Annotated in this window: 18 protein-coding genes; all 18 read left to right on the top strand. The window is 70.2% G+C overall.

Features of this window, described 5'->3' with window-relative positions:
• The first annotated feature begins 3 nt into the window (after positions 1–3).
• Positions 4–1236, top strand: coding sequence for a chorismate synthase (gene aroC / locus HDC37_RS04585; protein ID WP_179559240.1), 1233 nt, complete (start codon positions 4–6; stop codon positions 1234–1236).
• Entirely contained in the window at positions 1220–1744 is a 525-nt protein-coding gene (locus tag HDC37_RS04580; RefSeq protein ID WP_179559239.1) for a shikimate kinase, read from the top strand. The genes aroC and HDC37_RS04580 overlap by 17 nt, the downstream gene beginning before the upstream one ends.
• Positions 1741–2817 carry a 3-dehydroquinate synthase gene (aroB, locus tag HDC37_RS04575; protein WP_179559238.1) on the top strand — a complete coding sequence of 359 codons (1077 nt, stop codon included), beginning with the start codon at positions 1741–1743 and terminating at the stop codon, positions 2815–2817. The genes HDC37_RS04580 and aroB overlap by 4 nt, the downstream gene beginning before the upstream one ends.
• Positions 2814–3359, top strand: coding sequence for a GNAT family N-acetyltransferase (locus tag HDC37_RS04570; RefSeq protein ID WP_179559237.1), 546 nt, complete (start codon positions 2814–2816; stop codon positions 3357–3359). The genes aroB and HDC37_RS04570 overlap by 4 nt, the downstream gene beginning before the upstream one ends.
• Positions 3356–3814: a type II 3-dehydroquinate dehydratase gene (gene aroQ / locus HDC37_RS04565; RefSeq protein WP_179559236.1), complete on the top strand. Its 459-nt coding sequence runs from the start codon at positions 3356–3358 to the stop codon at positions 3812–3814. The genes HDC37_RS04570 and aroQ overlap by 4 nt, the downstream gene beginning before the upstream one ends.
• Before the next feature lie 92 nt (positions 3815–3906).
• Complete coding sequence (gene efp, locus HDC37_RS04560; protein WP_179559235.1) at positions 3907–4467, top strand: elongation factor P; 561 nt, start codon at positions 3907–3909, stop codon at positions 4465–4467.
• 16 nt (positions 4468–4483) lie between these two features.
• Positions 4484–4894 carry a transcription antitermination factor NusB gene (gene nusB, locus HDC37_RS04555; protein WP_179559234.1) on the top strand — a complete coding sequence of 137 codons (411 nt, stop codon included), beginning with the start codon at positions 4484–4486 and terminating at the stop codon, positions 4892–4894.
• Entirely contained in the window at positions 4860–6329 is a 1470-nt protein-coding gene (gene guaD / locus HDC37_RS04550) for a guanine deaminase (protein ID WP_179559233.1), read from the top strand. Before nusB ends, guaD begins: the two co-directional genes overlap by 35 nt.
• A gap of 97 nt (positions 6330–6426) precedes the next feature.
• Complete coding sequence (locus tag HDC37_RS04545) at positions 6427–7998, top strand: Rieske 2Fe-2S domain-containing protein (RefSeq protein ID WP_179559232.1); 1572 nt, start codon at positions 6427–6429, stop codon at positions 7996–7998.
• 445 nt (positions 7999–8443) lie between these two features.
• Positions 8444–9397 (top strand): hypothetical protein, encoded by a 954-nt coding sequence (locus HDC37_RS04540; RefSeq protein ID WP_179559231.1) that lies wholly within the window; start codon positions 8444–8446, stop codon positions 9395–9397.
• 356 nt (positions 9398–9753) lie between these two features.
• Positions 9754–10293 carry a bifunctional pyr operon transcriptional regulator/uracil phosphoribosyltransferase PyrR gene (pyrR, locus tag HDC37_RS04535; protein ID WP_179559230.1) on the top strand — a complete coding sequence of 180 codons (540 nt, stop codon included), beginning with the start codon at positions 9754–9756 and terminating at the stop codon, positions 10291–10293.
• Positions 10290–11252 carry an aspartate carbamoyltransferase catalytic subunit gene (locus HDC37_RS04530; RefSeq protein WP_179559229.1) on the top strand — a complete coding sequence of 321 codons (963 nt, stop codon included), beginning with the start codon at positions 10290–10292 and terminating at the stop codon, positions 11250–11252. The genes pyrR and HDC37_RS04530 overlap by 4 nt, the downstream gene beginning before the upstream one ends.
• The gene (locus HDC37_RS04525; RefSeq protein WP_179559567.1) at positions 11252–12583 is read left to right on the top strand and encodes a dihydroorotase; all 1332 of its coding nucleotides are present in this window, start codon (positions 11252–11254) and stop codon (positions 12581–12583) included. The genes HDC37_RS04530 and HDC37_RS04525 overlap by 1 nt, the downstream gene beginning before the upstream one ends.
• On the top strand, positions 12580–13083 hold the full coding sequence (locus HDC37_RS04520; protein WP_179559228.1) for a hypothetical protein: 504 nt from the start codon (positions 12580–12582) through the stop codon (positions 13081–13083). The genes HDC37_RS04525 and HDC37_RS04520 overlap by 4 nt, the downstream gene beginning before the upstream one ends.
• Positions 13080–14291 carry a glutamine-hydrolyzing carbamoyl-phosphate synthase small subunit gene (gene carA, locus HDC37_RS04515; RefSeq protein ID WP_179559227.1) on the top strand — a complete coding sequence of 404 codons (1212 nt, stop codon included), beginning with the start codon at positions 13080–13082 and terminating at the stop codon, positions 14289–14291. The genes HDC37_RS04520 and carA overlap by 4 nt, the downstream gene beginning before the upstream one ends.
• Positions 14291–17578, top strand: coding sequence for a carbamoyl-phosphate synthase large subunit (carB, locus tag HDC37_RS04510; RefSeq protein ID WP_179559226.1), 3288 nt, complete (start codon positions 14291–14293; stop codon positions 17576–17578). Before carA ends, carB begins: the two co-directional genes overlap by 1 nt.
• Entirely contained in the window at positions 17575–18432 is an 858-nt protein-coding gene (gene pyrF, locus HDC37_RS04505) for an orotidine-5'-phosphate decarboxylase (RefSeq protein ID WP_179559225.1), read from the top strand. The genes carB and pyrF overlap by 4 nt, the downstream gene beginning before the upstream one ends.
• Positions 18429–19328, top strand: a complete 900-nt coding sequence (gene gmk, locus HDC37_RS04500) for a guanylate kinase (RefSeq protein WP_179559224.1) — start codon at positions 18429–18431, stop codon at positions 19326–19328. The genes pyrF and gmk overlap by 4 nt, the downstream gene beginning before the upstream one ends.
• Positions 19329–19384: the final 56 nt, after the last annotated feature.

Raw genomic sequence — 19384 nt, 5'->3', positions numbered from 1 at the left:
CCCATGCTTCGCGTGCTCACCGCCGGGGAATCCCACGGACCCGAACTCGTCGCCATCATGGAGGGTCTTCCCGCCGGCGTCCCGGTCTCCCGCTCCGCCATCCAGGCCGACCTCGCCCGCCGGCGCCTCGGCTACGGACGTGGTTCGCGGATGAAGTTCGAAGCCGACGCCCTGGAGATCTCCGCCGGAGTCCGCCACGGGTACAGCCTGGGCAGCCCCATCGCCCTGCGCATCGGAAACACCGAGTGGCCCAAATGGACCGAGGTCATGAGCCCCGATCCCGTGGAGCTCACCGAGATGTCGCGCGGCCGCGGCGCCGCCCTGACCCGCCCGCGCCCGGGTCACGCCGACCTCGTCGGCATGCAGAAGTACGGATTCGATGAGGCTCGCCCGATCCTCGAACGGGCCAGCGCCCGCGAGACTGCGGCGCGAGTGGCTCTGGGTGCCCTCGCGCGCGGGTTCCTCGCCGAGCTCGGCATCCAGCTGGTCAGCCACACGCTCTCGATCGGACCCGTGCGCACCCCCGACGACGCGCCGCTGCCCACGCCCGAAGACCTCGAGATCCTCGACGCCGATCCGCTGCGCTGCTTCCACCCGGCCACCTCCGAGCGGATGGTGGCAGAGGTCGACGCCGCACGCAAAGACGGTGACACGCTGGGCGGCATCGTCGAGGTGCTCGCCTACGGACTGCCGCCGGGGCTCGGGTCGCACGTGCACTGGGACCGGCGACTGGACGGCAAGCTCGCCCAGGCGCTCATGAGCATTCAGGCGATCAAGGGCGTCGAGGTCGGTGACGGCTTCGAAACCACCCGTCGCCGCGGATCTCAGGCGCACGACGAACTCTTCGCCGGCGAGACCGGCATCACCCGCAGCACCGACCGGGCGGGAGGCATAGAAGGGGGCATGTCCACCGGCACCGTTCTGCGCGTGAGGGCCGGGATGAAACCGATCGCCACCGTCCCGCACGCCCTGCGCACGATCGACGTGGCGACGGGGGAGGCCGCCGCCGCGCACCATCAGCGCTCGGATGTCTGCGCGGTGCCCGCCGCCGGAGTCGTCGCCGAGGCCATGGTCGCGATCGTCCTCGCCGACGTCGTGCTGGAGAAATTCGGCGGCGACAGCGTCGCCGAGACGCTCCGCAACCTCGAGAGCTACGTCGCCGGCATCCCCGACGCACTGCGCACGGTCGGTGAGAGCGATCCGACGATCGCCGCCCACGATGACCTCGCCGGCTGAGGCGATCGTCCTCATCGGCCCGATGGGGGCGGGCAAGACGAGCCTGGGGAGGAAGGTCGCGCGTCGTCTGGGCGTGCCCTTCACCGATACCGACGCGGGGATCATCCGCGAGCACGGCCCCATCGAGCGCATCTTCGCCGAGCGTGGAGAGGCGGAGTTCCGCCGGCTCGAGCGTGAGACCGTCGCCCGCGCGCTCCACGCGGGCGGTGTCGTGTCGCTCGGCGGGGGAGCGGTTCTCGACCCCGACACCCAGCGCGACCTCGACGGGCACCGCGTGATCCTGTTGACCGTCGCGCCGCGGGTCGTCGCCCATCGCCTCCGCGACAGCGCCCGGCCGCTGCTGCAGGGCGAGGATCCGATGACCAGGTGGAACGCGATCCTCGCCGAACGACTGCCCCTCTACCGACGACTCGCCGACGCGACGTTCGACACCTCGAGCGGGCCGCTGCAGGAGGTCGTCGACGCCATCGTCGCGTGGGCCGAGTCCCCGCAGAAGGAGAGAGCATGACCGACGCCACGGTGATCACCGTCGCAGGTGCGGCACCCTACGACGTCACGGTCGGGCGAGGGATCCTGCCGGGGCTGGCCGACGCCCTTCCCGCCGATGCGCGGAAGGTGCTGATCGTGCATCCGCCGACGCTGTCGGCGCAGGCGGAGCAGCTGCGCGGGTCGATCGGGGGCGGACGTCAGGTGCTCCTGGCGGAGATCCCCGACGCCGAACAGGGCAAGCGCATCGAAGTCGCCGCCTTCTGCTGGCAGATCATGGGACAGTCCGATTTCACACGCACCGACGCCGTCATCGGATTCGGCGGGGGAGCGGTCACCGATCTCGCCGGTTTCGTCGCAGCGACGTGGCTGCGCGGCGTGCCGATCGTGCAGGTGCCGACCACGGTGCTCGGGATGGTCGATGCGGCCGTCGGCGGCAAGACGGGGGTGAACACGGCCGAGGGCAAGAACCTCGTCGGCGCGTTCTGGCCTCCGCGCGCCGTGCTGTGCGACCTCGACCTCCTCGCCACCCTCTCGCGGAACGAAGCGGTCGCGGGGTTCGCCGAGGTCGTCAAGGCCGGGTTCATCTGGTACCCCGAGATCCTCGACCTCATCGAGGCCGATCCCGACGGCGTGGTCGATCCGTCGACATCCGGATTCCGTCGCTCGATCGAACTGGCCATCGAGATGAAGGCGCGGGTCGTCGGGGAGGATCTCCGCGAGGCGGGGCTTCGCGAAGTGCTCAACTACGGGCACACCCTCGGTCATGCGATCGAGCACGCCGAACGCTACCGCTGGCGGCACGGCGCGGCGATCTCGGTCGGCATGGTGTTCGCCGCGGAGCTGTCACGCCTGGCGGGTCGGCTGTCCGATGACGCGGTGCAGCGTCACCGCGACATCCTGGGTGCACTGGGTCTTCCCCTGACCTATCGCGCGGGCGCCTGGCAGCAGCTGCTGGCGACGATGCAACGCGACAAGAAGAGCCGCGGCGGGATGCTGCGATTCATCGTGCTGGATGACATCGCCCGCCCCACCGTCCTCCAGGCCCCGGACGAGTCGCTGCTGTTCGCGGCGTATCAGGAGGTCGCGGGGTGAGGTCACGGGCGGAGGTGCGCCGGGTCCGCCTGCACGAATGGGCCGAGATCCGCGACCTCCGCATGGCCGCCGTCAGCGATCCCGACGCGTCGATGGCTTTCCTCACCACCCTCGACCAGGAGCGGGAGCGCGACGACGCGGCGTGGCGCGACCGTGCCGCAGGAGCGGCGCTCGGCGAGGACGCCGCGCAGTTCGTCGCCGTCGACGGCGATGCCTGGGTCGGATCCGTCAGCGTGCTGCTGCGGGCCTCGGGTGACCGCGATCACCTCGACCGCGCCGTCGCCGCGCCGCGGGCGGACGTCGTCGGGGTCTTCATCACCCCGGCGGCGCGCGGCGCGGGGCTCCTCGACCGGCTGATCGAGGCCGCCGCCGCCTGGGCCGCAGAGCACGGTGCCGACGCTCTCACCCTCGACGTGCACCGCGACAACGCGCGCGCCCGAGCGGCCTACCGTCGGATCGGGTTCTCACCGACCGGTGTGGAGTTCACCAGCGTCATCGGTCCCGAGATCGAGATGCGCAAGCCCCTGAGAGGCACGAGATGACGACGACCCGACGCATCCTGCTGGTCAACGGCCCCAACCTCAATCTCCTGGGAGTGAGGGAGCCCGCCGTCTACGGGACGCAGACCCTCGCCGATGTCGAGGAACTCGTGACGCGCACCGCGGCGGAGCGGGGATTCGAGGTGCGGGCCGTCCAGAGCAATCACGAGGGGGTGCTGCTCGACGCGGTCCACGCCGCGCGGGAGGACTGCGCCGGCATTGTCATCAATCCCGGCGGACTCACCCACACGTCTGTCGTGCTGCGCGACGCGCTCTCGGGCGTCGCGCTCCCGGTCGCCGAGATCCACATCTCCGACATCCGCACGCGCGAGCCGTTCCGCCACCACTCCTACGTCGCCGACGTCGCATCCGTCCACGTCATGGGGGAGGGGATCGAGGGCTACCGCACCGCGACGCGCCTGCTGATCGACCTCCTCACCGGTCAGGCCGAGGGCTGAGAAGCGATCGTCACGTAGAATCGGTGGTCGGCCGCTCGGCCGCAACGCCTCCGGGGCACATCGCCCGCACTTCGAAGGATCCGATCAGCGCAATGGCATCGACCGCAGACATCAAGAACGGCGTCGTCCTCAACATCGACGGACAGCTCTGGAGCGTCGTGGAGTTCCAGCACGTCAAGCCCGGAAAGGGCGGGGCGTTCGTCCGCACCAAGCTCAAGAACGTCGTGACCGGCAAGGTCGTCGACCGCACCTACAACGCCGGCGCCAAGGTCGAGATCGAGAACGTCGACCGCCGCGACTTCACCTACCTGTACAACGACGGCGACAGCTTCGTGTTCATGGACATGAGCGACTACGACCAGGTCAACGTCCCCGCCGCCACCGTCGGCGATGCGAAGAACTTCTTGCTCGAGAACCAGCAGGTCACCATCGCGCTGAACAACGGCAACCCGCTGTACATCGATCTGCCGGCCTCGGTCGTTCTGGAGATCACCTACACCGAGCCGGGCCTGCAGGGTGACCGCTCGTCGGCCGGCACGAAGGCCGCCACGGTGGAGACCGGCTACGAGATCCAGGTACCGCTGTTCCTGGAGACCGGCACCAGGGTCAAGGTCGACACCCGCACTGGTGACTACCTCGGTCGCGTGAACTGAGGGCGGACACCATCCGATGAGTGCCCGCACCAAAGCACGCAAGCGCGCGCTCGACATCCTCTTCCAGGCTGACGTCCGCGGCGAAGACCTCGGGGTGATCCTGGCGGCCGAGGCCAAGCGCGCCGCCAGCGAACCTGCTCGCGAAGCCTCCTGGCTGTACGCGCGCGAGATCGTCGACGGCATCATCGATCAGCGCGACGACATCGACGAGCAGATCACGACCTTCGCCAAGGACTGGTCGCTCGCGCGGATGCCCGCCGTGGACCGCGCCCTGCTGCGCATCGGCGCGTGGGAGATCCTCTACAACGACGCCGTCCCCGCCGCGGTCGCCATCGACGAGGCCGTGGAACTGGCGAAGGAGTTCTCCACCGACGATTCCGGAGCGTTCGTCCATGGAGTCCTCGGCCGCATCTCCCGCGCCGCGTAGCCGACCGGACATCGGCAACGGCGTGCGGGCGATCAGGGGAGCGTTCCTCGACTTCGTCGACGACCCGTGGCGACATGTCGGCGACGAGCAGGCCGCGACACGCTTCCTCGCCGACGGATTGCTCGTCGTCGACGACCGGGGGATCATCGTCGATTTCGGACCGCACGACGAGGTCGCGGCCCGTCATCCCTCGACGGAGGTCGTCGAGATCCCTGGGCGGCTCATCCTCCCCGGCTTCATCGACGGACACATCCACATTCCGCAGACCCGGATCCTGGGGTCCTACGGAGAACAGCTTCTGCCCTGGCTGGAGAAGTGGGTGTTCCCCGAGGAGCGGCGGTACTTCGATCGCGCCTACGCGGAGGAGGGTGTGCGGCGGTTCTTCGATACCCTCCTCGCCTCCGGCACCACGACCTGTCAGGCCTTCACGACGGCGCAGCCCGTCACCACGGAGGTCGTGTTCGAAGAGGCCGCGCGTCGGAACGTCCGCATCATCACGGGCATCACCGCCATCGATGTGAACGCCCCCGAGTGGTTCACCACCACCCCGGATGAGTTCCACGCGGCGGCAACGGAGCTCATCGAGAGGTACCACGGCGTCGGCCGGAGCTCGTACGCCATCACGCCGCGCTTCGCCTACGGCGCGACGAAGGAGCTGCTCGCCGCGTGCGGGCGACTCAAGGCGGAAAATCCCGACGTGTGGGTGCACACGCACATCTCCGAGAACCCCTCCGAGATCCGGGGCGTGCTCGAACTGCACGACGGCTGCGCGGACTACCTCGAGGTGTACGAGAAGTACGGGCTGGTCGGACCCAAGTTCACCGGCGGGCACGGCGTCTGGCTCACCGACGGTGAGTTCCGCCGTCTATCCGAGGCCGGCGCCGCGGTGACGTTCTGTCCGTGCTCCAACCTCTATCTCGGAAGCGGCCTGTTCCGGCTGGGGCGGGCGACCGACCCCGAACACCGCGTGCTGCTGACCTTCGGCAGTGACGTCGGCGGCGGCAACCGCTTCAGCATGCTGAACGTGCTCGAGGACGCCTACAAGGTCGGGATGCTCAACAACACCCAGCTCGACGGCAGCGTCGATCCGTCGCAGAAGGATGCCGCCGAGGCGGAGCGCAACAAGCTGTCACCGTACCGCGCGTTCTACTCGGTCACCCTGGGGGGCGCCCAGGCGCTGCGGCTGGACGACAAGGTCGGCAGCTTCGACATCGGCAAGGAGGCCGACTTCGTCGTCCTGGACGGGCAGGGCGGCCCGCCCGCTGTCCGCTGGCGCACCGGCCTCGACGGTGGCGGCGCTGCGCCCACGACCGTCGAAGACGCCGCCGAGCTTCTCTTCGCGATCATGATGGTGGGAGACGACCGAGCCGTCGCCGAGACCTGGGTGATGGGCGACCGGGTCTACGCGCGGGACGCCGTCGACAGGGCCGGCTGAAGAAGCTGCGCCGTGCGGCCGCGCCATGCGTTCGCACGCTCGGCCGATGCGGAGGCGACCCGCGTAGAATCACTCCGGTTCGACACGGAGGAGACGCATGCGGATCACAGGCCTCGGGCACGCGGGAATGTTCATCGAAACGCGCGGTGGCAGCATCCTCTGCGACCCCGTCATGGGACCAACCTTCTTCGGCTCGTGGTTTCCCTTCCCGGACAACCGGGCCCTGGACTGGGAACGCTTCGGCGCCGCCGACTTCCTCTACATCTCCCACCGGCACCGCGACCATTTCGACCCTGCGCTGCTCGAGCGGTACGTCTCCAAGGACATCCGGGTCCTCCTCCCGGAGTACCCCACCGACGACCTCGAGCAGGACCTCCGACGGCTCGGGTACGACAACATCATCTTCACCCGGGCCGGTGTGCCGCTGGAGTTCGGACCGTTGAAGCTGATGGTCACGCCGCTGCGTGCGCCGAGCGACGGCCCCATCGGGGATTCGTCCCTGTCGGTGGACGACGGCACCGCCAGCATCCTGAATCAGAACGATTCCCACCCCCTGGACCTGGAGAAGCTGACGGCGTTCTCCCAGCCCGAGGCCTACTTCACCCAGGTCTCGGGTGCGATCTGGTGGCCGATGGTCTACGACCTCCCCGCCGACGCCAAGCGCAACTTCGCCGGGCTCAAGCGGGACGCCCAGAACAAACGGGCGATGTACTACATCGAGAAGGTCGACGCGGAGCACGTGTTCCCCATGGCGGGACCGCCCATGTTCCTGCGCGAGGCGCTGTTCAAGTACAACGGCCAGGGCCTGGACGGCGATGCGATCTTCACCGATCAGCGCGAGTTCCTCCGGCACATGGCCGAGGTGCGTCCCGCTCAGAAGGGGTACGAATTCGTTCCCGGCACGGTCGTGGAGATGAACGACGGCGCGCTGACGGTGACCCAGACGCTCTACACCGAGGCCGAGATCGACCGCATCTTCGATGACAAGTGGGCCTACCTCGCCGAGCAGCGCGACGCGCGGCAGGACGAGATCGCCGCGGAGGAGGCCACTCGCGCCCCCGTGCTGCCGCCGGGCGAGATGCTCGCGGCGATCAAGGAGTGGTGGGAGCCGCTGCTGCGCCGGGCGCGCACGATCCGCAACGGCGTCGGGGGAAACGTGCGCTTCCGCATCGGCGAGCTGGACATGGTCGTCGACTTCCCGCGCGCGAAGGTGCGAGAGTACGACGGCGAGGAGTGCATCTACTGGTACACGATCCCCGCCGACCTCGTGTCGACCAACATCCGCGACCATGAGATCGACTGGTCGAACTCGATCTTCCTGTCGATGCAGTTCGAGGTCGGTCGCTCGGGCAAGTTCAACGAGTTCCTCACGACGTTCCTGAAGTGCCTGTCGCGGGACCGCATCGAGTACGTGGAGAACTGGTACGCCGAGCAGTCCGACGTCTCGGAAGACATCCGCCTCGCCGACTGGGTCGTGCAGCGGCGGTGCCCGCATCTGCGGGCCGATTTGTCGAAGACCGGCAAGGTCGAGGGCGGCGTGCTCACGTGCAGTCTCCACGACTGGAAGTGGGACCTCACGTCAGGCAAGTGCCTGACCTCGCAGGGGCATGAGATCCGGGCGACCCAGGCGGACGAGACCGCCGACCGCGCCGAGGCCCCTGCGGCCTGATCCGCCGCGCTGCGGAGCGGTGTCGCGCTGCGCCGGTGTCGCGCTGCGCCGCAGCATCCTCCGTCTGCCCTTCGTTCGTTCGTCGCAGATGTACGCCCGGGAGCGGGGAATGCGTACACCTGCGACGAACGAACCCGTCGTGCCTTCGGGCAGCGGACCGCGCTGCCCGTTGCACGCCGCCGCATCGTGCCCCGCCCCCCTTCGTTCGTCGCAGATGTCCGCCCGCAACCGCGCGACGCGTACATCTGCGACGAACCAACGGGGGCAGCGTTGCGCTGCGCCCGTAACGCTGCGCACGCGCCCCCGCAGCGAGGCGGCACCCTCCGCCCCCTTCGTTCGTCGCAGATGTACGCCTGGGGGGCTCACCGGTGTACACCTGCGACGGACGAGAAGGGACTGTGGACAACGCCGGAGGGTAAGGGGGCGCGACCGGCACCCTGGTCGCATGGATGCAGGTGCGCAACGCTCATCGGACGGAGCCTTCACCGTCGCCGACGCACGAAGGAGAGGCAGGTCGCGCCGCTGGGTCGACCGTCGCGGACTCGACAGACCGTTCCACGGCGTCCGCGCTGAGCCACGACACCTCGAGCCGCCCGCGCATCCCGCCGCCGCGGAGCGCGCCGCCATCATAGAGGCGGCGCTGCAGTTCGGCATCCGGATGAACGTCGGCGGCTGCTTCAGCCACACCACGGCCGCGCTTCTCTGGGATCTGCCGATGCCGTTCCTGTCCGATGCGCGCATCCACGTGTCGACGCCAGGGCGCGCGCCGCGAGCTGCGGGGACCGTCGGTCATCAGGTCCGCCCCGACCTCGTCCGGGTCGTGCGGCACCCGCGTTTCGGGGTACCCGTCTCCGACCCGGCGACGACGTGGGCGATGCTGGCGCCGATGATCGGCGCGTACGACCTTGTCGCCGTCGGTGATGCGGTCGTGCGCGCGCCGCGCGTCGCGGGGCAGTTCAGCTACCTCCTGCGTCCACCGCTGGCCGACCTCGACGATCTTCGGCGCGCTGCAGAGTCCGGCCGCCGGCTCGGTGCGACCGCACTGCGCGAGGCGCTCGGACGCATCCGCCCCGGGGTGGCGTCGCGCACGGAGACCTGGGCGCGACTGCTGCTCGTCGATGCCGGACTCCCCGAGCCGGTGACCGACCACGAGGTGTACGGGCCTGCGGGAGACTTCCTCGGCTGCGTCGACCTGGCGTACCCGGACCTCCGGATCGCGATCGAGTACGAGGGCGACCAGCACCGCACCGACGCGGCGCAATGGCAGCGCGACCTCGAGAAGCACGAGCGGCTGACCGATGCGGGCTGGCGGGTCATCAGGGTCGCGCGGACCCAGCTCTTCCACCACCCCGTGCAGTACATCGACCGCGTCGCCGCCGCTCTGCGCGCACGGCGCTGACGTCGCTGCCCGCCGTAAGGGGGATCCCCGCTGCATCCGGTCTTCGTTCGTCACATTTGCACGTTCTGGACCGTCTGCGGCGTGCATCTGCGACGAACGGATGCGAGCGGGGCGAGGGCGGGAGGAGGCGCGGGGGCGGGGGAACGGGAGGCGGCGGGGGCAGGAGCGGCCGCGGCCGGGGGAACGGGAGGCGGCGGGGAACGGGGGGCGGCGGGGAACGGGAGGCGGCGGGGAACGGGATGCGGCGGGGGAGGGGGATCCGCAGGGAAGCGGGGATCCCGCCTCGTCCGGTAGTCTGAGGCGCGGTAACCGGCAACCTTTAAACCCGTCCCGTGAGGCGGAGAAGGGAGCGGCGGATGACCGTGCGCACCGTGCTGCACGACGCCGACATCACTCGGGCATTGACTCGGATCTCCCACGAGATCCTCGAGTCCAACAAGGGACCCGACGGTCTCGTCATCCTCGGCATTCCGACGCGTGGCGTCCCTCTCGCCGAACGCATCGCCGCGTTCGTGACCGCGTTCGGCGGCGCGCCCGTCCCCGTCGGAGCGCTGGATGTCACGATGTACCGCGACGACCTGCACCGCCATCCGACGCGGGCACCTCACCCCACCCAGATCCCGCCGGGTGGCATCGACGGCGCGGTGGTCGTGCTGGTCGACGACGTGCTCTTCTCCGGACGAAGCATCCGGGCAGCGCTCGACGCACTGCAGGACATCGGTCGCCCCGCGGCGGTGCGCCTGGCGACCCTCGTCGATCGCGGGCATCGCGAATTGCCCATCCGCCCCGACTTCGTCGGCAAGAACCTCCCCAGTGCCCGTGAGGAACGGGTCAATGTGCGCCTGCGCGAGATCGACGGCGAAGACTCCGTCTCGATCGAGGGAGGAGCGCAATGAGGCACCTGCTCGATACCAAGACCCTCGACCGGCAGCGCGCCATCGCCATCCTCGACGTCGCCGAGGACATGGCCGGCACGCAGCGGCGCGAGGTGAAGAAGCTGCCGACGCTTCGCGGCAAGACCGTGGTCAACCTCTTCTTCGAAGACTCCACCCGCACCCGCATCTCGTTCGAGGCGGCGGCCAAGCGTCTGTCGGCCGACGTCATCAACTTCTCGGCCAAGGGCTCCAGCGTGTCGAAGGGCGAGTCGCTGCAGGACACCGCCCAGACGCTGCAGGCCATGGGAGCCGACGCGGTCGTCATCCGTCACGGCGCCTCGGGGGCACCGCGCACCCTCGCCACGAGCGGCTGGATCACCGCGGGCGTGGTCAACGCCGGCGACGGCACCCACGAGCATCCCACCCAGGCGCTCCTGGACGCCTTCACGATCCGCAAGCGCCGGTTCGGTGACGACAGCCGCGGCCTCGGACTCGACGGCGTCCGCGTCACGATCGTCGGCGACATCCTCCACTCGCGGGTCGCCCGCTCCAACGTCTGGCTCCTCACCACCCTCGGTGCGGATGTCACCCTCGTCGCTCCACCGACGCTGATCCCGCAGGATGTCTCGAACTGGCCGGTCACGGTCGACTACGACCTCGACCACGCGATCGCCGCGGGCCCCGATGCGGTGATGATGCTGCGTATCCAGCTCGAACGGATGCGCGCCGCCTATTTCCCCACCGAGCGGGAGTACGCCCGGGTCTGGGGGCTGTCACGGCAACGGGTCGCCGCCCTTCCTCCCGATACGATGGTGTTGCACCCGGGCCCGATGAACAGAGGGCTGGAGATCGCCGCCGAAGCCGCGGATTCCGCGCGGTCGACGGTGCTCGAGCAGGTGACCAACGGTGTGTCCGTGCGCATGGCCGTGCTGTATCTGCTGCTGGCCGGCGAGCGCGACGACGAGAGAGAGGACGGATGATGAGCGCCCCTCACCCCGTCACCCCGGCCCCCCTGCTCATCCGCGGCGCGGCCCCGCTCGCCGGGGAACGAGTCGACATGCTCATCGAGGGCGGGGTGATCTCCGAGATCGGCCCGGGCCTCAGCCGCGCCGGTGCCACCGTGATCGATGCCGACGGGCTCATCGCGCTCCCGGGCCTGGTCGACCTCCACGCGCACCTGCGCGAACCCGGATTCGAGCACGCCGAGACGGTGCTCACGGGCTCGCGTGCCGCCGCCGCCGGCGGCTACACCACGGTGTTCGCCATGCCGAACACCTCGCCCGTCGCCGACACCGCCGGGGTCGTCGAGCAGGAGCTCGCACTGGGCGAGGCGGCGGGATACGTGACCGTGCAGCCGATCGGCGCCGTCACCGTCGGGCAGCGCGGTGAGAGCCTCGCCGAGCTCGGTGCGATGGCACACTCGCGAGCGCGCGTCCGCGTGTTCAGCGACGACGGGTTCTGCGTCTGGGATCCGCTGATCATGCGCCGGGCGCTGGAGTACGTCAAAGCGTTCGACGGCGTCATCGCGCAGCACGCGCAGGACCCGCGGCTCACCGAGGGTGCGCAGATGAACGAGGGAGCGGTGTCGGCCGAGCTGGGTCTTGCGGGCTGGCCCGCGGTCGCAGAGGAGTCGATCATCGCCCGCGATGTGCTCCTGGCCGAGCACGTCGGCTCGCGCCTGCACGTCTGCCACCTCTCCACCGCCGGGTCGGTCGACATCATCCGGTGGGCCAAGCGCCGCGGGGTCGCGGTGACCGCCGAGGTGACCCCCCACCACCTGCTCCTGACCGACGAGCTCGTTCGCGGCTACGACGCCCGGTTCAAGGTCAATCCGCCGCTTCGCCGAGAAGAAGACGTGCGGGCCGTGCGGGAGGGCCTCGCCGACGGCACGATCGACATCGTCGCCACCGACCACGCCCCCCACCCCGCCGAGGCGAAGGCCTGCGAGTGGCAGGCCGCGGCGAACGGCATGGTGGGGCTCGAGAGTGCCCTGCGGGTCGTGCGCGAGGCGATGGTCGACACCGGGATGCTCGGATGGGACGACGTCGCCCGAGTGATGTCCGAGACGCCCGCCCGCATCGGCCGCCTTTCGGGGGCAGGCACGCCCCTGACCGCCGGGCAGCCGGCGTCGCTGACCCTGTACGACCCGGCCGCGCCGCGCCCGTTCACCACGGCCGATCTCCGGGGTCGGAGCGAGAACTCGCCGTACCTCGGCCGTGCCCTTCCGGGGGAGGTCCGCTGGACGCTGCACCGCGGGGTGGTCACCGTCGCCGACGGCGACGTGCTCGAGACGCCGGGGGTGCACGCATGACGCGTGAGGGTGCACTCATCGTCACCCTGATCGGGGTCGGCGTCGTCCTTCTCCTTCTCGCCAGGGCGTGGCGCCGGCGATCGCGTCGAGACGCGGGGCTTGCTGCGCCGGTGGGCGCCCCGCCCGAGGGGGCGGCGGAGCTCGCGCGCTTCGGTGTGCTGTACGTCGCCACCACACGTCACGACGAGCCGCTGGAGCGTCTCGCGATCCGCCACCTGGGCTTCCGCGCCCGCGGCGAGGTCACCGTCACCGACGGCGGTGTCGCGCTCGACCTCGACGGCGCCCCCCGTCTCTTCCTCGCCGGCGCCCGCCTCGCCGCCGTCGACCAGGCCACCGTCGCCATCGACCGTGTCGTGGAGTCGGGCGGTCTCACCCGCCTCGTTTGGCGGCTCGACGACGGCACACCCGTCGACTCCTACTTCCGGCCGCAGGAAGCCTCCGCGCAGGCTCTCGCGACCGCCATCCGACCCCTCGTTCCCCCGACTGGAGACGACGCATGACCCGGCTCCCCACCACAGTGCCTCCCACCACAGGGCTCCTGACCACCGACCCTGCCGTCCTCGTCCTCGAGGACGGCACCCGCCATACCGGACGCGCCTACGGCGCGCGCGGCACGACCCTCGGCGAGGTCGTCTTCTCCACCGGCATGACCGGCTACCAGGAGACCCTGACCGACCCGTCGTACGCGGGGCAGATCGTCCTGCAGACCGCCCCGCACATCGGCAACACTGGGATGAATTCCGAGGATGTCGAGTCGAGGCGCATCTGGGTGGCCGGCTACATCGTCCGCGACCCCGCTCGCGTGGTGTCGAGCTGGCGCTCCGAGCAGTCGCTCGACGAGGCCCTGGCCGCCGACGGGATCGTCGGCATCAGCGGGATCGACACGCGAGCCGTCACCCGACACATCCGCTCGGCCGGCAGCATGCGCGGGGGGATCTTCTCCGGGGATGCCGCCGGCTGGGACGCCGACCAGCAGCTGCGCGTGGTGCGGGAGGCCCCGGAGATGACGGGACTGAACCTCTCCTCGACGGTGTCGGTCGCGGCCGTCGAGGTCACACCCGCACGGGGTGAGCGCCTCGGCGCCCTCGCGGTGCTCGATCTCGGGGTCAAGCAGGCCACGATCGAGAACCTCGCCGACCGGGGCTTCGACGTGCACGTCCTGCCCCAGAACGCCACGATCCACGACATCCGCGCCATCGACCCCGTCGCGGTGTTCTACTCCAACGGGCCGGGCGACCCCGCCGCATCGGCCGATCACATCGAGCTGCTGCGCGCCGTGCTCGATGACCGGCTGCCCTTCTTCGGCATCTGCTTCGGCAACCAGCTGCTCGGTCGCGCTCTCGGCCTCGGCACCTACAAGTTGCCCTTCGGGCACCGTGGCATCAACCAGCCGGTTCTCGACAAGGCGACCGGCCGCGTGGAGATCACCGCCCACAATCACGGCTTCGCCGTAGAGGCGCCGCTGGAAGGCTCCTTCGACAGCCCGCAGGGCTACGGGCGGGTCGAGGTGAGCCACGTCGGTTTGAACGACAACGTCGTGGAGGGCCTTCGCGCCCTCGACATCCCCGCCTTCTCGGTGCAGTACCACCCCGAGGCGGCGGCAGGTCCGCACGACGCCAACTATCTGTTCGACCGGTTCCGTGACATGGTGCGCGCGCACCGTGACGCCCGGCCCGGCGCCGCGAACGTCCAGGAGAGCAACGACTGATGCCCAAGCGCGACGACATCCACAGCGTCCTCGTCATCGGGTCCGGCCCGATCGTGATCGGCCAGGCCGCCGAGTTCGACTACTCCGGAACACAGGCGTGCCGCGTTCTGCGCGCCGAAGGCGTGCGCGTCATCCTCGTCAACCCCAACCCCGCGACGATCATGACCGACCCCGACTTCGCCGATGCGACCTACATCGAACCGATCACCGCCGAGGTGCTCGAAACGATCATCGCCAAAGAGAAGCCGGATGCGATCCTGCCGACGCTCGGCGGCCAGACGGCGTTGAACGCCGCCATCTCGCTGCACGAGAAGGGGATCCTCGAGAAGTACGGCGTCGAGCTGATCGGGGCCAAGGTCGACGCCATCCGCAAGGGCGAGGACCGACAGGTCTTCAAGGAGCTGGTCATCGAGGCGGGAGCGGATGTCGCGGCGAGCCGGATCTGCCACACGATGGACGAGGTGCTCGCCGGCGCCGCCGAACTCGGCTATCCCCTCGTCGTGCGTCCGTCGTTCACGATGGGGGGCCTCGGATCCGGCTTCGCCTTCGACGAGGCCGACCTCCGCCGTATCGCCGGCGCGGGCCTGCACGACTCGCCCACCCACGAGGTGCTCCTGGAGGAGTCGATCCTCGGGTGGAAGGAGTACGAGCTCGAGCTCATGCGCGACACCGCCGACAACACCGTCGTGGTCTGCACCATCGAGAACGTCGACCCCGTCGGGGTGCACACGGGGGATTCGATCACCGTCGCGCCGTCGCTGACCCTGACCGACCGCGAGTACCAGAAGCTCCGCGACATCGGCATCGACATCATCCGTGCCGTGGGCGTGGACACCGGCGGCTGCAACATCCAGTTCGCCGTGAACCCCGACGACGGCCGGATCATCGTCATCGAGATGAACCCGCGGGTGTCGCGCTCCTCGGCGCTGGCGTCCAAGGCCACCGGCTTCCCGATCGCGAAGATCGCCGCGAAGCTCGCCATCGGCTACCGCCTGGATGAGATCCCGAACGACATCACCCGGGTGACCCCGGCGAGCTTCGAGCCGACCCTGGACTACGTCGTGGTGAAGGTCCCGCGTTTCAACTTCGAGAAGTTCCCGGCCGCCGACACCACGCTCACCACCACAATGAAGTCGGTGGGCGAGGCGATGGCGATCGGCCGCAACTTCACCACCGCCCTGCAGAAGGCGCTCCGCTCGCTGGAGAAGCGCGGCTCGAGCTTCCACTGGGGCGAGGAGTCACGCTCGGTCGACGAGCTGCTCGAGGAGGCGAAGACACCGACCGACGGACGGATCGTGCTGGTCCAGCAGGCCCTCCGCCTGGGTGCCACCCCCGCGCAGGCCTTCGACGCGACCGCGATCGACCCCTGGTTCCTCGATCAGATCGTGCTCATCAACGAGGTGGCTGGCGCCATCCGCGACGCGCAGGAGCTGGATGACGCGACCCTGCGTCTGGCGAAGGACCACGGCTTCAGCGACGCGCAGATCGCCGAGCTGCGGGGAATCACCGAGGCCGAGGCGCGCGCTGCGCGCCACGGGCTCGGCATCCGGCCCGTGTACAAGACTGTCGACACCTGCGCGGGGGAGTTCCCGGCGCTGACGCCCTACCACTACTCCAGCTACGACGCCGAGACCGAGATCGCGCCGTCCGAGCGCACCAAGGTCGTCATCATCGGTTCCGGCCCGAACCGCATCGGGCAGGGCGTGGAGTTCGACTACTCGTGCGTCCACGCCTCGTTCGCCCTCGCCGACGCCGGTTTCGAGACCATCATGGTCAACTGCAACCCCGAAACCGTCTCGACCGACTACGACACCTCCGATCGGCTCTACTTCGAGCCGCTGACGCTGGAGGACGTGCTGGAGGTCCTCCACGCCGAGTCGCAGTCGGGGGAGATCCTGGGCGTGATCTGCCAGCTGGGCGGACAGACGCCGCTGGGCCTGGCGCAGGGGATCGAGGACGCCGGCTACCGGATCCTCGGAACGAGCCCCGCCGCCATCGAGCTGGCCGAGGAGCGGGAGCTCTTCTCGCGCCTCCTCGACGACGCAGGCCTGGTGGCACCGCGCAACGGCACGGCCATCGACGTCGACCAGGCCGTGACGATCGCCGAGGAGGTCGGGTACCCGGTGCTCGTGCGTCCGAGCTTCGTGCTCGGCGGCCGCGGCATGGAGATCGTCTACGACACCCCGAGCCTGCGGGACTACTTCGTCCGCATCGCCGATCAGGCCATCATCGGCCCGGGGATGCCGCTCCTCGTCGACCGGTTCCTCGACGACGCGATCGAGATCGACGTCGACGCGCTCTACGACGGCGATCGGCTGTACGTGGGCGGCATCATGGAGCACCTCGAAGAGGCCGGCATCCACTCCGGCGACTCCAGCTGCGCGCTCCCGCCGATGTCTCTCGGCCGCACCGACATCGACCGCGTGCGTGAGGCGACGCTCGCGATCGCGCACCGCGTGGGAGTGCGGGGACTGCTGAACGTGCAGTTCGCGATCAGCGCCGGGGTGCTGTACGTCATCGAGGCCAACCCGCGCGCCAGCCGCACCGTGCCGTTCGTCTCCAAGGCCCTCGGGATTCCGCTGGCCAAGGCCGCCAGCCGCATCATGGCGGGCTCGACGGTGGCGGAGCTCGTGACCGAGGGGATGCTCCCCGAAGCCGACGGCTCGCGCGTGCCCCTGGGCGCGCCCGTCGCCGTGAAGGAGGCCGTGCTCCCCTTCAAGCGCTTCCGCACCCGCGACGGACAGATCGTCGACTCGGTGCTCGGACCGGAGATGCGCTCGACGGGTGAGGTCATGGGCATCGACCGCGACTTCCCGACGGCGTTCGCCAAGAGCCAGGAGGCAGCGTACGGTGGGATGCCGCTGACCGGCACGGTGTTCATCTCCGTCGCCGACGGCGACAAGCGCGCGGTGATCCTCCCCGCCCATCGTCTGCAGGAGCTCGGGTTCGACCTCGTGGCCACCGAGGGGACGGCGGAGATCCTCGGCCGCAACGGCATCGACGTCCAGGTGGTCAACAAGTACTCCGCGACCCAGGCGACGGGGGAGACGAACATCGTCGACCTCATCAACGCCGGAGACATCGACATCGTGGTGAATACCCCGAGCGGCGGTCTGGCCCGGGCGGATGGCTACGAGATCCGCGCCGCTGCGGTCGCGGCCGACAAGGCGCTGTTCACCACCATGGCGGTGCTCGGTGCCGCAGTCAGCGCCCTCCCCGTCCTGCGTGAGGGCTTTGCGGTGCGGAGCCTGCAGGAGTACGCCGCCGACCGGGCGGAGGCTCGGTGACCGGTTTCGCCGAACGTCTGCGCGCAGCCCTCGACGCTCACGGTCCCCTCTGCGTCGGGATCGACCCGCACGCGCATCTGCTCGCCGAGTGGGGCCTGGAGGACACCGCCGCCGGGGTTCGCGACTTCGCGCTGCGGACCGTCGAAGCCGCCCGCGGGCGGGTCGGCGTGGTGAAGCCGCAGGTGGCGTTCTTCGAGCGGTTCGGGGCGGCAGGGTACGCCGCCCTCGAGGAGACCCTCGCCGCTGCGCGGGCGGCAGGGCTCCTCGTCGTCGCCGACGCCAAGCGCGGGGACATCGGCAGCACGATGGCTGCGTACGCGGCGGCGTGGCTGAGCCCCGGCTCACCGCTGGAGGCCGACGCGCTCACCGTCAGTCCCTACCTCGGACCCGATTCGCTGCGCGAGACCCTCACCGGGGCGGTCCGTGCCGAAAAGGGCGTGTTCGTCCTGGCGGGGACCAGCAACCCCGAGGCGACGTCGCTGCAGACCGCGCACCCTGTGGATGTGGCGGCAGATGACGGCCAGACCGTGGCGGCCCGGGTCGCCCGCGACGTCACGTGGGTGAACGGCTCAGCCGCCTTCACCGGCGACCTCGGTCCGATCGGTCTCGTGGTGGGTGCGACGGTGGACCGGTGGGAGCTCGGCCTCACCGACGACCTGCTGCGCGGCGCACCCCTTCTCGCACCCGGATTCGGCGCGCAGGGCGCCCAGCCCGCCGACCTGGCCCGCCTGTTCGGGGCCCTGTCGCGCAACGTCCTCGCCAGCGAAAGTCGCAGCATCCTCTCCGCCGGCCCCGCCGATCTCGCTTCCCGGATCGACGAGCGGCGGGCCCTGTACCGGGAGGGCACGTCGTGACCTCGTCCCGCCGCCCGCCCGAGGTCGACCGCCGCGCCGCGTCGGAGCGCGCGGTTGCTGCGCGACGCGCCCGCGCCGCACTCAAACGCGACCTGGCCACCCGCGTCATCTCACCCCAGGAGCTCACCCGGCGGGCCTTCGCCGCACCGGAGTCGCCCGCCGGAACCCTGCGCGTGACCGAATTCCTCACCGCGCTGCCGGCGATCGGCGAAGGCAAGCGCGATCGGATCCTCGCATCACTGGCCATCTCGCCGGTCAAGCGACTCGGCGGGCTGGGCGCTCGCCAACGCCGCGACCTGACGGCGTTCCTCGACGAGCGGTGGCCCGAGCCCGCTCCGCGCACGGAGCGGAGTCGCCTCATCGTGCTCGCCGGCCCGACGGCGGTCGGCAAAGGCACCGTCGCCGCGCACATCAAGGCGCACCACCCCGACATCCTCCTGTCGATCTCGGCGACGACGCGCGCACCCCGCCCCGGAGAGCGCGACGGCGAGCACTACTACTTCGTCGACGACGCCGAGTTCGACCGGCTCGTCGCCGAGGGGCAGCTGCTCGAGTGGGCGACCGTGCACAACTCCCACCGCTACGGCACCCCCCGCCGTCCGATCGAGGACGCGCTGGCAGCGGGTCGCACGGTCCTCCTCGAGATCGACCTCCAGGGGGCCCGGCAGGTCCGGGCCGCCGAGCCGTCGGCGACGCTCGTCTTCCTCCTGCCGCCCAGCTGGGATGAGCTGGTGAACCGGCTGGTGGGACGCGGCACCGAGGATGCCGAGGAGCGGGCGCGGCGCCTGCGCACCGCGCGCGTGGAGCTGGCGGCGCAGCCGGAGTTCGACTACCACGTGGTCAACGACGACGTCGCGCGGGCGGCCGCGGAGGTCGTGTCGCTCGCCGCGCACTGATCCACGCACCCGCGGACGTTTCGCAACGTTACGCCCGAGATGTCATGACGGCCCCG

The organism is Microbacterium sp. AK009 (genome assembly GCF_013410955.1).
In the GTDB taxonomy this organism is placed as follows: Bacteria; Actinomycetota; Actinomycetes; order Actinomycetales; family Microbacteriaceae; genus Microbacterium.
Note: the sequence above shows the minus strand (reverse complement) of the source record. Positions and strands in the feature narration are given on the sequence as shown.

What these genes read in the sequence shown, in the direction of transcription:
- guaD (WP_179559233.1), top strand. Translation starts at nt 4,860, where the DNA reads ATGGAGTCCTCGGCCGCATCTCCCGCGCCGCGTAGCCGACCGGACATC.
- pyrR (WP_179559230.1), top strand. Translation starts at nt 9,754, where the DNA reads ATGACCGTGCGCACCGTGCTGCACGACGCCGACATCACTCGGGCATTG.
- efp (WP_179559235.1), top strand. Translation starts at nt 3,907, where the DNA reads ATGGCATCGACCGCAGACATCAAGAACGGCGTCGTCCTCAACATCGAC.
- carA (WP_179559227.1), top strand. Translation starts at nt 13,080, where the DNA reads ATGACCCGGCTCCCCACCACAGTGCCTCCCACCACAGGGCTCCTGACC.
- HDC37_RS04545 (WP_179559232.1), top strand. Translation starts at nt 6,427, where the DNA reads ATGCGGATCACAGGCCTCGGGCACGCGGGAATGTTCATCGAAACGCGC.
- HDC37_RS04540 (WP_179559231.1), top strand. Translation starts at nt 8,444, where the DNA reads ATGGATGCAGGTGCGCAACGCTCATCGGACGGAGCCTTCACCGTCGCC.
- HDC37_RS04525 (WP_179559567.1), top strand. Translation starts at nt 11,252, where the DNA reads ATGAGCGCCCCTCACCCCGTCACCCCGGCCCCCCTGCTCATCCGCGGC.
- aroB (WP_179559238.1), top strand. Translation starts at nt 1,741, where the DNA reads ATGACCGACGCCACGGTGATCACCGTCGCAGGTGCGGCACCCTACGAC.
- nusB (WP_179559234.1), top strand. Translation starts at nt 4,484, where the DNA reads ATGAGTGCCCGCACCAAAGCACGCAAGCGCGCGCTCGACATCCTCTTC.
- HDC37_RS04520 (WP_179559228.1), top strand. Translation starts at nt 12,580, where the DNA reads ATGACGCGTGAGGGTGCACTCATCGTCACCCTGATCGGGGTCGGCGTC.
- aroC (WP_179559240.1), top strand. Translation starts at nt 4, where the DNA reads ATGCTTCGCGTGCTCACCGCCGGGGAATCCCACGGACCCGAACTCGTC.
- HDC37_RS04530 (WP_179559229.1), top strand. Translation starts at nt 10,290, where the DNA reads ATGAGGCACCTGCTCGATACCAAGACCCTCGACCGGCAGCGCGCCATC.
- aroQ (WP_179559236.1), top strand. Translation starts at nt 3,356, where the DNA reads ATGACGACGACCCGACGCATCCTGCTGGTCAACGGCCCCAACCTCAAT.
- carB (WP_179559226.1), top strand. Translation starts at nt 14,291, where the DNA reads ATGCCCAAGCGCGACGACATCCACAGCGTCCTCGTCATCGGGTCCGGC.
- HDC37_RS04580 (WP_179559239.1), top strand. Translation starts at nt 1,220, where the DNA reads ATGACCTCGCCGGCTGAGGCGATCGTCCTCATCGGCCCGATGGGGGCG.